General features: G+C 39.5%; 6 protein-coding genes and 5 pseudogenes. 3 read left to right on the top strand and 8 right to left on the bottom strand.

The window, feature by feature from the left end:
• Positions 1–173: 173 nt before the first annotated feature.
• Positions 174–1,317, bottom strand: a pseudogene (locus AC6HZ4_RS04545) (IS110 family RNA-guided transposase).
• A gap of 855 nt (positions 1,318–2,172) precedes the next feature.
• Here AC6HZ4_RS04545 and AC6HZ4_RS04540 point away from each other — a divergent pair.
• Positions 2,173–2,388, top strand: a pseudogene (locus tag AC6HZ4_RS04540) (IS3 family transposase); the annotation flags it as partial.
• 30 nt (positions 2,389–2,418) lie between these two features.
• Positions 2,419–2,917 (top strand): annotated as a pseudogene (locus tag AC6HZ4_RS04535) (IS3 family transposase).
• A gap of 101 nt (positions 2,918–3,018) precedes the next feature.
• Here the strand turns inward: AC6HZ4_RS04535 and AC6HZ4_RS04530 are convergent.
• Positions 3,019–4,221, bottom strand: a complete 1,203-nt coding sequence (locus AC6HZ4_RS04530) for a S1C family serine protease (RefSeq protein ID WP_497493833.1) — start codon at positions 4,219–4,221, stop codon at positions 3,019–3,021.
• A gap of 382 nt (positions 4,222–4,603) precedes the next feature.
• On the opposite strand from AC6HZ4_RS04530, the pseudogene AC6HZ4_RS04525 reads away from it, so the two are divergent.
• Positions 4,604–4,883: pseudogene (locus tag AC6HZ4_RS04525) on the top strand (recombinase family protein); the annotation flags it as partial.
• A gap of 459 nt (positions 4,884–5,342) precedes the next feature.
• On the opposite strand, the pseudogene AC6HZ4_RS04520 reads toward AC6HZ4_RS04525, so the two are convergent.
• From AC6HZ4_RS04520 to AC6HZ4_RS04495, 6 genes and pseudogenes are all read right to left on the bottom strand, one after another.
• Positions 5,343–6,686: pseudogene (locus tag AC6HZ4_RS04520) on the bottom strand (LTA synthase family protein); the annotation flags it as partial.
• 250 nt (positions 6,687–6,936) lie between these two features.
• Positions 6,937–7,473, bottom strand: a complete 537-nt coding sequence (lepB, locus tag AC6HZ4_RS04515) for a signal peptidase I (protein WP_497493832.1) — start codon at positions 7,471–7,473, stop codon at positions 6,937–6,939.
• A gap of 101 nt (positions 7,474–7,574) precedes the next feature.
• Positions 7,575–9,950 (bottom strand): heavy metal translocating P-type ATPase, encoded by a 2,376-nt coding sequence (locus tag AC6HZ4_RS04510; protein ID WP_497493831.1) that lies wholly within the window; start codon positions 9,948–9,950, stop codon positions 7,575–7,577.
• Positions 9,951–9,973: 23 nt separating this feature from the next.
• Positions 9,974–10,366 carry an ArsR/SmtB family transcription factor gene (locus tag AC6HZ4_RS04505; protein WP_497493830.1) on the bottom strand — a complete coding sequence of 131 codons (393 nt, stop codon included), beginning with the start codon at positions 10,364–10,366 and terminating at the stop codon, positions 9,974–9,976.
• Between the two features lie 165 nt (positions 10,367–10,531).
• Positions 10,532–10,963 carry a transposase gene (locus tag AC6HZ4_RS04500; protein ID WP_497493829.1) on the bottom strand — a complete coding sequence of 144 codons (432 nt, stop codon included), beginning with the start codon at positions 10,961–10,963 and terminating at the stop codon, positions 10,532–10,534.
• Positions 10,964–11,017: 54 nt separating this feature from the next.
• The gene (locus AC6HZ4_RS04495; RefSeq protein WP_497495598.1) at positions 11,018–12,061 is read right to left on the bottom strand and encodes an LCP family protein; all 1,044 of its coding nucleotides are present in this window, start codon (positions 12,059–12,061) and stop codon (positions 11,018–11,020) included.
• Positions 12,062–12,421 lie beyond the last annotated feature (360 nt).

Below are 12,421 nucleotides of genomic sequence, written 5' to 3'. Positions count from 1 at the left end.
TGAAAGGTCTTTTTCTGTAAAAAGAACTCATTTAGGAGCACTACACAAATGATCTAAGGATTTTGTGTTTCTTCATTTTTCGTGCGTCAGCACGAAAAATGACAATAGGAAAGAGAACTACTCATGTCTACAAAATTTTTAAGTAGTCGAGGTATATGAAGTTGGGATTTTGACTAAGATGATAATTTTGCGTATTCCACAAACTTCGTTTGTTGGCCTAGCATATGATACATAATTTTTAAGACTTTATGTGCAATGGCGATGAGTGCTTTCTTCTTTCCGCGTCGTGCAGCAAGTGACCAATATTTTGCGGCAAGCCAAGTGTGACGTGTTCGTGATACTGCCCAAGCTACTTCGCAAAGCGTTGATTTGATATGTGGGTTCCCTTTGGTGATTCGGGTACTTTTTTTTGCCTGCACTCTCATTGTTTCCTGGAGATAAGCCTGCCCAAGAAGCAAGGTGAGAGGCAGAAGGAAACTGGGACATATCCATACCAATCTCGGCAATGATAGAAGCTACGCTGTTTTGTTTCACTCCAGGAATCGTAAGAAGGAGCTCCACCTGTTCCTGATACGGAACAAGAAGCTCTTGAATGCGTACTTCAATCTGTTCGATGGATTGTTCCAAAAATAAAATATGATTCCAAGATTGTCGGATAAGAAAGATTTGATGTTCATTCAGTGTGCCGAACAAGGAATCTGAAATAGCCGACGCCTTTGGCATCATTCTCGTATGGATGGTTTCTTCCACTTCTTTCGGACTGACATAACCGTGCTCTACCAAACGTGTCAGTAACTTACGTCCTGACACACCAAACACATCTGAGATAACCGAACCAAGTTTAATGTTGGAGCACTCCAGTGTTTTCTGGATACGGTTTTTCTCTGCCGTCATATCACCAATCCATTTTTTACGAAGACGAGTTAAATCCCGAAGCTCCCGGATATCCGCCGGAGGAACAAAGCTTTTTTCAATAAGTCCATATCGAAGAAGTTTAGCAATCCATTCCGCATCAGCCACATCTGTCTTACGTCCAGGCACGTTTTTAATCCGTTGTGCATTCGCCAGTGTGATGTCAAAGTAATCTTCAAGGATATTAAACACAGGCTTCCAGTAAATTCCCGTACTTTCCATTGCGATATGAGTGACCCGAAGTTCTTCTAACCAGCGAAGCATCTCGTAGAGATTCTTCGTCATTGTAGGGAATGTCCGAACTTCCTTCACAAGCTCTTCATCAGAGGAACCTATGAGTACACAAACTACAATTTCCTTTTGATGCACGTCTAAACCTGCACAATGTGTGTATAACGTATCCATATAAAAAAAAACCTCCCTATACTTTAAAAGAGACGGATAGAAGAAACGACCGGAAACTCAACATTTTTCTGTACGTGATCAGAAGAAACTATCTTCTGTCAACAAAGGGATGTGCACCAGAGCGTTTCTTACAGTTTCTATGTCAGGGTTTGCCCACCATTAAAGCCCACGTACTTGGCTATCCGTCACTAGTCATCAGTATAGAAAGGTTTAGAAGTTGATAAACCCCTTTTCATGTGGGGGATGTGACTGAAAAGTCATGTTTGTTTCTATGGGAAAGCGTATCGCTTCGTTTCTATTTTTTTAACTTATTTTCATGCTAAAAGTTCTCAATTCTTGTTTGTTTGAATCTTAAGGTTTAAACAAACCTCATATATGTCCCAAAAATATGCAGGATTTTATGCAAAAAGCAGGAAGACTTGTCAAAAGATCGGGAGGACAAAAGCCGCGTCGTTTGGGCGCTGCATAAAATCCTGTATATTTGCGATTGTCCGAAAATGAGAGAAACCCAGTATTGATGCGGATTTCCATGGGCATGGCACTTCCGGTAATGAGGGATTATGGTACAACCAGAGGTGAAGGCGGTTCAAACGTTCTCTTTTGCCGAGGCGAAACTTAAAGCGCTTCAGAAGGAAATTTGTGATCTGAAGGAGGAGAATGAAAGCTTAAAAAAGGCGATGCAGTACTTCACGAAAAGTCCTCGGTAAAGTATGAGTTTATTCATGAACATCGCTCTCAGTTCCGAGTGGAGAAAATCTGCAGCGTGTTGGGAATGTCTAAAAGCGGTTACTTCAAGTGGATCAAGAGCCCCAAGAGTGACAGACGGAAAGACCGAAGCAACATGAGAAGTTATCACAGATGATTCTGCAAACTCACCTAGAGTACCAGCAGCGTTACGGGAGAGTGAAAATCGCAAAAACGCTAAACCAGCGAGGTGTGAAGGTTAGTGAGCGAACGGTATCTCGCATTATGACAAAGAACAAGTGGAAGTCATGTACAGTCAAGAAATACAAGGCTACAACCAATTCTCAACATACACATCCCGTCAGTGAAAACATCCTGGCTCGATAGTTCAAAGCCAGCAAACCGAACGAGCGATGGATGACAGATATTACTTACATTCGTACCAACGAGGGCTGGTTGTATTTGGCAACCGGCATGGACTTGTATTCGTGTAAAATCGTAGGCTGGGCCATGACAAAAGAGCTCGTCATCGCAGAACTGCAAATGGCTTACAAGCGCCAAAAGCCCGAGAAAGGCGTCATCCATCATTCAGACCGCGGTGTGCAGTATGCCTCTTCTGAATATCAAAGGCTCTTAAAACAGTACGGTATGACAGGTAGTATGAGTCGGAAAGGGAAATTGTTACGACAATACTTGTATGGAGTCCTTTCACGGCATTCTGAAGCGTGAGCTGGTCTATCAAACAAAGTATAAAACAAGAGAAGAAGAGAAACAGTCATTGTTTGCATACATCGAGTTCTTCTACAATTCCAAAAGGATTCACTCGACCCTAGGATACGTACGCCGAATGAATTTGAACGAGCCTAGCGTGAGTCTGCAGCTTGATTTTCCCTTCACCCAAACGAAAGTGCGGTAGAAATCTGTGTCTACTCTCTTGACATAGTATCATAACCGCTCCTTTTCCAAAAGTATACAAAAAAAGAGAACGGAGCATTTCAACAGAAACAGTCGGTTCTCTTAGTCGACATTTGCATTAAGCTTAATTGTCTTCTCCTGCTTTTTCCCGTCGCGATAGAAGGATACCTTCATTTCATCTCCAATTTTTTTCTTTTCATACAGATACTTTCGGAACTGTACAGAGTCTTTCACTTCTTGACCATCGAGCGCTACAACCACGTCATACTGCTGCAAGCCTACCTTTGCCGCAGGGGAATTTGCGGTTGTTTGCAAAATAATTACTCCGCCCGTCACTTCCTTCGGAAGGTTTAATTGTCCGCTTGCGGACGTTGATAGTTCATTCAGAGAACGAAGCTGTACCCCAAGAAACGGACGCTGCACCTCTCCATACTTTTCAAGTGATTCGACAATTGGTTTTGCTGCATTAATCGGAATTGCAAAGCCGATTCCTTCCACAGCTTCCTGTGCAATTTTACTGGAATTAATACCGATTACTTCACCGTTCTCATTAAACAATGCACCACCGCTGTTACCAGGGTTAATAGAAGCATCTGTTTGCAATACTTGTGCCTGCCAATCTGCGTTGCCATCTTGATCAATATCTACCGGTATTTCACGATTCTTGCTGCTGATAATACCTTCTGTAACTGTTCCATCTAAACCAATCGGATTCCCGATGGCAATCGCCTGCTCACCGACACGCACCTTATCGGAATCACCAAGGGTTGCAATCGTTTTGATGTTCGTTCCGTCAATTTCGACCACAGCTAAATCCATCCACTTATCTGCCCCAACAAGCTTAGCTGCAATTTTTTGACCGTTTGCAAGCTTCACCTCAAGACGATTTGCTCCTTCTACTACGTGATTATTTGTAATAATAAGGGCTTTATTTCCTACATTTTTATATACAACACCAGAACCAGAACCGGCCTCGGAATCCTGTGCACCAAGCATATCCGTTGTTTGATAGTTAATGACGCCGACCACTGCTTCCTTTGCCCCCTGAATCATGCCGGAAAGATCTGTCTCCTTCATGTTATTCACAACAGGCACAGCCGTCCCTTTACTTTGCTGCACCTGCTGAACAACGGAAGCTTGTCCTTCTTTATTTTGAAGCGTCGGTATATAAGATATCGACGCAGTCACAGCCGCAGCTCCGATAACCGCCCCAACAAAGCCGGAGAAAAAATAACCCTTCCTGCTGCGACGCTGCGGTTTTTCTTCGAATCTTGTAGTCATCTCAGTTTGATCATAGTAACCCATATTCTATCTCCTCTCCAACTTATCATGCTTGTACCATACAAAAATTTGGTGAAAGTTTAGTGAAATAACATGAAAATGAAGCAAATAAATCACTTACTCTCTTCCAATTTAACCAAAGTTCCGCAAAATCGCAACTAGACTATAAGAGACAACTGCATTTTGGGTTCAGCCAAGATACGTGTAAAACTAAGTCGTAGTGGTACAATATTTACCAATTTATTGGCATCGATAGGATTTGTAGCAAAAACGAACGTTTCTGTTACAGTGGTTCGTGCCAATTTTTTAAGCTAGTAATCTCGCATAACTAACGTAACAAAAACATGTAACAATACTTACGCAAAGGTGTTTTTGATACAACTTATATTAAAAGGAGAGAATACATATGGAATTTGGATACATGCGTGTTTCTACCATAGATCAGAATTTAGATCGAAAAAAAGCGACTAGAGGACTTTGGATGTGAGCGTATCTTTTTTGAAAAAGTAACAAGAACAAAGCGTGATCAACCTGAGCTTAATCATATGCTGGAATTTTTACGACCAGAGGATACAGTGGTCGTGACCAATTTAACTCGATTGTCTCGTTCTATAAAAGATTTAATTGAAATTACGGAACTCATTTCCAAAAAGGGAGCGCATAAGGCAAAAAAATCTTCGGGCTTGATTTTTGATTCAGCTTTTTAAACCCAAGTTGTACAGCTAACTCTTGTAAGCGTGATGGAGAGAAAATTGGTCTACATGTGTCTAAAAAGGGTATCCAATCTATATATTTTGGAGATACTGGAGTTATAAGCAAAGTAATGACCATCCTTTCAATATTCAGGTGTGCACTGAATCAGGATGGTCATTACTTTGTCTTTTTATATCATTTTCTTAACTTGATAGCTATGGGGACACCCTCTGAAATACATGAGGAAAATCGGAAATCTTGGTGAGTCTAGCAATGACCTTATTTCACGCTGTCTTTTCATCATGAGCAAAGTTTATCTAGAATCAAAACGAATTCATTCATAAACTATTTGGGTGATTAGCTTCTTAATTCGTAAACTCGGAAAAAACGAATGGTTCTATGCTTGATAGTAAATGTTTTGCACTCAAACCACTTTCCTATACTTTTTCATCTTATTTACTGTCACGACGATTGTAGTCGTATTTAGAACGATCTACGGGTTGGAAGCCTTCAGGCGTGTAAAAACGTAATAAATCTCCGTACACTACCTTGTCAGAAAGATCTAGCTTCATTTGTATCATTTGTTCATTACGTTTTATTTCATCATTTTTCTCAATTAGGTTTCCTGTTGCAGAATCATAATACTTACCATTTAGCGCAGTAACAGTAGGACTTACAAAGCTGCCATTACGGAATGCAACAACTTGTTGATGCTTTGGTGATAATAAATCTGTACCAAATTGTACATAATTCTTTGTATCAATGCCTAATAAGTGAAGAAGTGTTGGAAGAACGTCAATATCCCCACCGTATTGATGCATGACACCGCCTTTCGCACCAGGTACGCGAATAATTAGCGGGACACGCTGTAATTGTGCATTTTCAAATGGTGTAATCTCTTTATTCATTATTTGGGACATCTCTTTACCGCGGTTTTCTGAGTTTCCATAATGGTCGCCATACAGAACAATAATAGAACGATCATATAATCCAGATTGTTTCAAGTAATCAAAGAATCCTTTGACAGCCTCGTCTAAGTAACGTGCTGTTTGGAAGTAACGATCAACAGTTTCATCACCTGTATTAGCTGGCTCAATAGTTGCATCTTCTTTGCTAATAGTGTATGGGAAATGGTTCGATAACGTAATAAATTTTGCATAAAATGGCTGCTTTAAGGATTCCAGCATCGGAACAGATTCTGTAAAGAACGGCTTATCTTTTAGACCGTAGTTGAGTACATCTTTTGAATTCATCTCATAATAACTAGCATCAAAAAAGTTATTATATCCAAATGATTTGTAAATTTCATCACGATTCCAAAAAGTCTTGTAGTTACCAGGGAACACAGCTGATGTGTATCCTTGTTGACCTAAAATAGCTGGAGCAGCCTGATACGTATTCCGTCCTTTTGTTGTGAACACAGATCCTTGCGGCAATCCAAACAAAGAGTTTTCCAACATAAACTCAGCATCAGATGATTTACCTTGTCCTGTTTACTGGAAGAAGTTATCAAAATAAAGTGTACTGGAATCCTGTGTTAGTGAATTTAAAAATGGTGTTACCTCTTGTCCATTAAGTTTGTAATTAATGAGAAAGTTTTGGAATGAATAGATTACATTCATACCTTTTCCTTTACCAAAGTACTCAGGGTTAGGCTCTGCATAATTTGCTTTTACGTTGTTAAGAATATTTGTCACATCACTGCTATCTGCCAAAACTCGTTGAGCAGATAATTTCGTACTTTGGAGCGCATCATAAATTGTGTAATTATACATACCTAAATATTTCACCAGATAATATGAGGGTATGTATAAACTTTTTCTACAATGGCTCATTGCAGAATAGTCGCAGAACAGCCTGCTTCAGAAAAAATCAACGCAAACATAAAAACCCATGGAGAACCTCATGTTCTGTGGGTTTATTTCATTTTTGTATAGGTATTCTTGGTAAGAAGATGGCAAGACTTCTCTTTTTCTCTTTGGAGAAGTCCTGCCATCTGCCTGATCTGTAGAATCATACCCATTCATTTTCTTATACCAAGGAGCTTCATTTTATAAACATTACTCTGTTTAAGGGATAATAGATCCATTCAGCTTTCCCCACAATGGATGTAAGGGAGATATACCCTAGCTCATTACGACTGTCCATACTATCTAAGCGATTATCCCCCAGCACAAACAAACTATTTTTCGGAACTGTTACTTCTTCAAAATTTAAATAGCGTTTATATTCTTGAATGAGTGCTTGATTCAGATATGGTTCCTCTTGCTCTTGACTATTAATATATAATTTTCCGTCCACGATTTTGACTGTATCACCAGCCAAGCCTACAATCCTTTTCACATAATATTTTGGATCTTTCGGTTTTTTAATGATGACAACATCTCCGCGTTTTATTGAAAAAAGACGCGTTGCAAGCCTATTGACAAACAACCTGTCTTGATTATGAAGGGTTGGTTGCATAGAGGAGCCCTCTACCTTAAAGGGGACAAATAAAAATATTTTCATAACAAGCGCTGCTATAAGCACAAACAACATAGATTTTTTCCATACTGCTCGTGATCTCGGTTTTGTCGAATTCATAAATCCTCCTTTCGCTCATTCTCATTCTATATAAGTTTGAAATGATGCTGGGAAAAAGAAAGTCAACCACTCAAACACTGAAATGGTTGACTTTCTAGCTATTATATAGTTTTTACTCGAAGCACTCGCATGGCGTTTAAAACAGCTAATAACGTTACACCCACATCCGAGAACACTGCTTCCCACATAGTTGCAATTCCAAATGCCCCTAATAGAAGGAATACGCCCTTTACACCTAAAGAAAATAGAATATTTTGCCATACAATCCTACGAGTGCGTTTCGCGATACCAATGGCTGTTGGGATTTTAGAAGGTTCGTCTGTCATGATAACGATATCTGCCGCTTCAATGGCTGCATCAGAACCTAATCCGCCCATTGCGATTCCCACGTCTGCTCGTGCCAAAACAGGTGTATCATTAATTCCATCTCCAACGAATACAAGCTTTTCTTTCACAGATTTTTGTGCATCTAACTTTTCAATTTCTTCTACTTTATGCTGTGGCAATAACTCTGCATGTATTTCATCCAGTCCCAACTGTTTTCCTACTGCATCTCCGACTGCTTTAGCATCCCCAGTCAACATAACTGTCTTTTTAATGCCTAGTTCTTTTAAGGAACGAATCGCTTGTGCTGAGTCCTCTTTTACTTCGTCGGAAATGACAATGTATCCAGCATATTGTTTATCTACCGCGACATGAACAATGGTTCCAATTTCATTTGGCTCTTGGAACGAGATTTGTTCTTTCTTCATAAGCTTCGCATTACCAGCTAAGATTTCTTTTCCATCCACTGTAACTTGAATCCCGTGTCCAGAAATCTCATTGTAATCTTGTATAGTTTCTTCTTTCATTTCTTTCCCATATGCATTTCGAATAGATTGGGCAATCGGATGGTTAGAATGTACCTCTGCAAATGCTGCATATTCCAACAATTCTTCTTTAGACATAACACCCGTTGGATGGATGCTTGTCACTTCAAACACACCCTTGGTTAGTGTACCTGTTTTATCAAATACAACGTACTTCACATCATTTAAGGCCTCTAAGTAGTTACTGCCTTTTACAAGGATCCCCGTTCTTGAAGCAGCACCAATTCCCCCAAAGAATCCGAGTGGTATGGAAACTACAAGCGCACACGGACAGGAAATAACTAAGAATACTAATGCACGATACACCCAATCAGAAAATGTGGCTCCACTTATTACAAGTGGTGGGATTACTGCTAATGCCGCTGCAACGATGACAACCACAGGGGTGTAATAACGGGCAAATTTAGTAATAAAGTTTTCTGTCGGTGCTTTTCGGCTACTTGCATTTTGAACAAGATCTAAAATCTTAGATACTGTTGATTCTCCAAACTCTTTTGTAACCTCTACCGTTAAGACTCCGTTTTTGTTAATGAATCCACTTAACACATCACTTCCAATTTCCACTTCCCGTGGTACTGATTCTCCTGTTAAGGCAGAGGTATCGGCCATGGAGCGACCTTCTATCACTTTTCCGTCTAGCGGTACTTTTTCACCTGGCTTTACTATGATGAGATCACCAATCTTTACTTCTTCTGGTAATACCCGTTTTGTATCATTTCCCACTATTACATTGGCATAGTCTGGACGAATGTCCATCAACGCACCAATAGACTTACGAGAGCGATTAACTGCAATCCCTTGGAACAGTTCTCCTACTTGGTAGAACAGCATAACAGCTACCCCTTCAGGATACTGTTTGACGGCAAATGCACCAATCGTCGCAAGGGCCATCAAAAAGTTCTCATCAAATACTTGCCCTCTCAGAATATTTTTGACAGCTCGTAAAACAATGTCTCCCCCTACAATAAGATAAGCGATAAGAAACAACCCGAGCTCTCCCACGCCAGAAACAGGTGCAAACATTCCGATACCAGCTAGGACAGCACCAATCCCTATTCGAACCAACATTTTTTTCGTATTTTCGCTTCCGTGATCATGACCATGGCTATGACCGTGATCATGCGATTCTGACACGACTTCTACATCCGGTTCTAGTTGCTTAACAATTTTCGTTGCTTCTGCTTCTAATCGATCTATGTCAGCTGGATTAGCAGTTTCCATAATCAGTTTTTTTGAGACAAAATCGACGGTAGAAGATGTAACTCCCTCTAGACGTCCTACGCCTTGTTCAATTTTAGCAGCACAATTCGCACAATCTAATCCTTTTAAGTATAAAGTACGAGTAGAAGATCCTTTTTTAGCGGTTCCTTTTTCTTGTACGCTAATATGCGGTTCTAACATTTTTACTTTTTTCCTTGCTTCTGATACAACTGTTTCCTCTTGTGTCTGTTCTGTTTCTAACGTGAGTGTCTTGGTTACAAAATTAACCGAACAATCTGAAACACCTGATATCCCTTTTACACCATTTTCAATTTTCATGGCGCAATTCGCACAATCTAATCCTTCTAACGTAAATTCCCGCTTTACCTTCTGTTTTTGTGCCTCCATCCGTTTCTCGTCCCTCTTCCTCTTTATTCTTTATCTTCATTGACGTGTTGGAATGCTTGATCAAAAATTTGGATAACGTGACTGTCAGCAAGTGAGTAATACACTACTTTTCCTTCTTTTCGATTTTTCACAAGCTTAGCTTGCTTCAGTACCCTCAATTGATGAGAAATAGAAGATTGCGTCATACCTAATAGATAGGCAATATCACATACGCACATCTCTGATTCGAACAATGCGTGAAGAATTCGAGTCCTTGTTCGATCTCCTAATATTTTGAATAATTCTGCCAATTCTGTTAAGACTTCTTGATTTGGAATCATTCCTTTTACTTTTTCTACCACTTCTTCATGAATAACCGTTTGGTTACACGTTTCCCCATACACTTCTAATGTTTCAGGTCGTTTGGATGTTATCATTTTCTCACACCCCTCATTATATGAACAATAATTCATATGTTCATATGTTTGTTATCATTATATGTATTATATCTGCAATATGTCAATAACTATTCCTAACTACAAAGGGGATTCAGAAGCTCCCCAATCTTCTTCTCTCCCTCTTTCCATCTTTTCTTATACATCTTACTTTATGCATATTCGTTCACGCCTTGTAGCGTAGTAATGCTCTATTTCTAGCACAATAAGGTAATTTTTTCTTAGACTTTTTGTTCGAGTTGGACGCCCCTTTACCTTTGGTTGAAGAGCGTCAACCCCTTCTGTATCCATGCACTTCCAAACCGTTTGAGGGGAAGGAATACGAAATACCGCAGTTGCTTCTGTGTAGGACGCTCCCGTATTGCTCATATAATTAAGTACGTCCAGTTTAAAATGAATATCATAGTTTGTATAGGTAGAAACCAAGCCTGCCTCACCCTGATTTTCGTATAGAGCAATCCACTTTTGGACATCACTTCGGGAAACTCCGAATTTCCTAGCGAGGCTTTTTTTACTACAATTCGTTTGTAAATAATGTTCGACGATCTTTAATTTGAATTCAGTTGTGTATTTTAACATAAAGAAACACCCCAATAGTTAGATTTTTTTGTCTAACCATTGGGGTGCAGTTCATTATTGGTTTGTTTCTTCATCTGTATCTTTAGTTGTATCTGTCACTTTCTCTGTTTTGGATGCTAATCCAAGATGCTGTTTTACTACTTCTTTAATTTCCTTTACACTCTCTTCATCGGGCTCCGCGTAATAAACGCCGTTAATATATTCATCAGTATCTTTAATTTGAAGCTTTTCCATGTTTAACTGTGTTCCAAGCATGATTTTTACAACGCCGATCATATCATCAAAAGTCAAGTTAGTCTCCATCTCGCTTCCTGCCGCTTCGATTAAATCTGCCATTTTTGTAACGGAATTAAGGGAAAGAGCTTTTTTGGCAATTGCTTCAATGATGAGTTGCTGGCGCTGTCCGCGCATAAAATCGTTATCAATGTAGCGTGCCCTTGCCAAGACAAGTGCCTGTTCTCCATCCAACTTTTGATAGCCTTTTTCCACTTCCACAAACCCACTTTTTTTACTGTTAAAATCGGTAACGGAAATCGGGACATCCATTTCAATTCCGCCTAAAGTATCCACAATTTTTACGAAGGAATCAAAGTTCAATTTTACGTAATAATCAACCGGCACATCTAAAAAGTTTTCCACTGTTTGAATCGTACTGTTCGCACGGCCATATGCGTAGGCATTAGTAATTTTATCTTTTCGTTTTTTACTTGGAATATATACACGTGTGTCACGAGGAATACTTACCAGTTTGATGGATTTATCATCCTTGTTTAACGTAGCTAAAAGTAACGCGTCTGTTCGGAATGAGCCTCCAAAATTGTTTTTCTCCTCTTTCCGTTCTTCGCTCTCATCCACACCCATAATTAAGATAGAGATATTGTCTTCTAAGGGCTTTACTGCTTCTAAGCGTTTGTTAGATTTTTCGCCGCGCTCTAAGCCCTTATAGGATGCTTGCGCGACATTCCCTGCTTTTATATATAAATATGCCACGTAACCTATTCCTCCAATGAGAATACAGAGAAGAGGGAGCATCAAGAATACAGCGATTCTTCTTCTTCGTTTTTTATATTTAGAGCTATAACGTAAATCGTGAGACATCATCAATCCTCCTGATACTATATATAAATCTATATTCACATAAAACGCACTTACTGTCACTTCATTTTTGTATTGTCCTGTTTGAATAGACATATGCGAAGAGATTCCACCTGAAAGGATCTCGTTGCATCTTAAGACTATTTTGTACAAAATGTATAGAACAATGAAAGTCCGAGAAAAAACGGATAGGAGTCTTTACTGTTATTATCGTATGAAATTTTTGTTACTAGTAATGGTGTACGATGTGTAACATGTTTTATTGGTGAACCAAAACAAACACAAACCATAACGTTTGACTGTATACCTCACTGTACAGTAATGTAGTAAATAATAACGGATAAGGGAGGGAAAGTCGTTGGG

It is taken from the genome of Ectobacillus sp. OTK (assembly GCF_059698935.1).
The sequence above is the reverse complement of the archived record's forward strand: the minus strand, read 5'-3'. Positions and strand labels throughout refer to the sequence as shown.

Excerpts from the sequence above, each read along its gene's own strand:
- AC6HZ4_RS04530 (WP_497493833.1), bottom strand. The coding sequence starts at position 4,221 with ATGGGTTACTATGATCAAACTGAGATGACTACAAGATTCGAAGAAAAA.
- lepB (WP_497493832.1), bottom strand. The coding sequence starts at position 7,473 with ATGAATTCGACAAAACCGAGATCACGAGCAGTATGGAAAAAATCTATG.
- AC6HZ4_RS04510 (WP_497493831.1), bottom strand. The coding sequence starts at position 9,950 with ATGGAGGCACAAAAACAGAAGGTAAAGCGGGAATTTACGTTAGAAGGA.
- AC6HZ4_RS04505 (WP_497493830.1), bottom strand. The coding sequence starts at position 10,366 with ATGATAACATCCAAACGACCTGAAACATTAGAAGTGTATGGGGAAACG.
- AC6HZ4_RS04500 (WP_497493829.1), bottom strand. The coding sequence starts at position 10,963 with ATGTTAAAATACACAACTGAATTCAAATTAAAGATCGTCGAACATTAT.
- AC6HZ4_RS04495 (WP_497495598.1), bottom strand. The coding sequence starts at position 12,061 with ATGTCTCACGATTTACGTTATAGCTCTAAATATAAAAAACGAAGAAGA.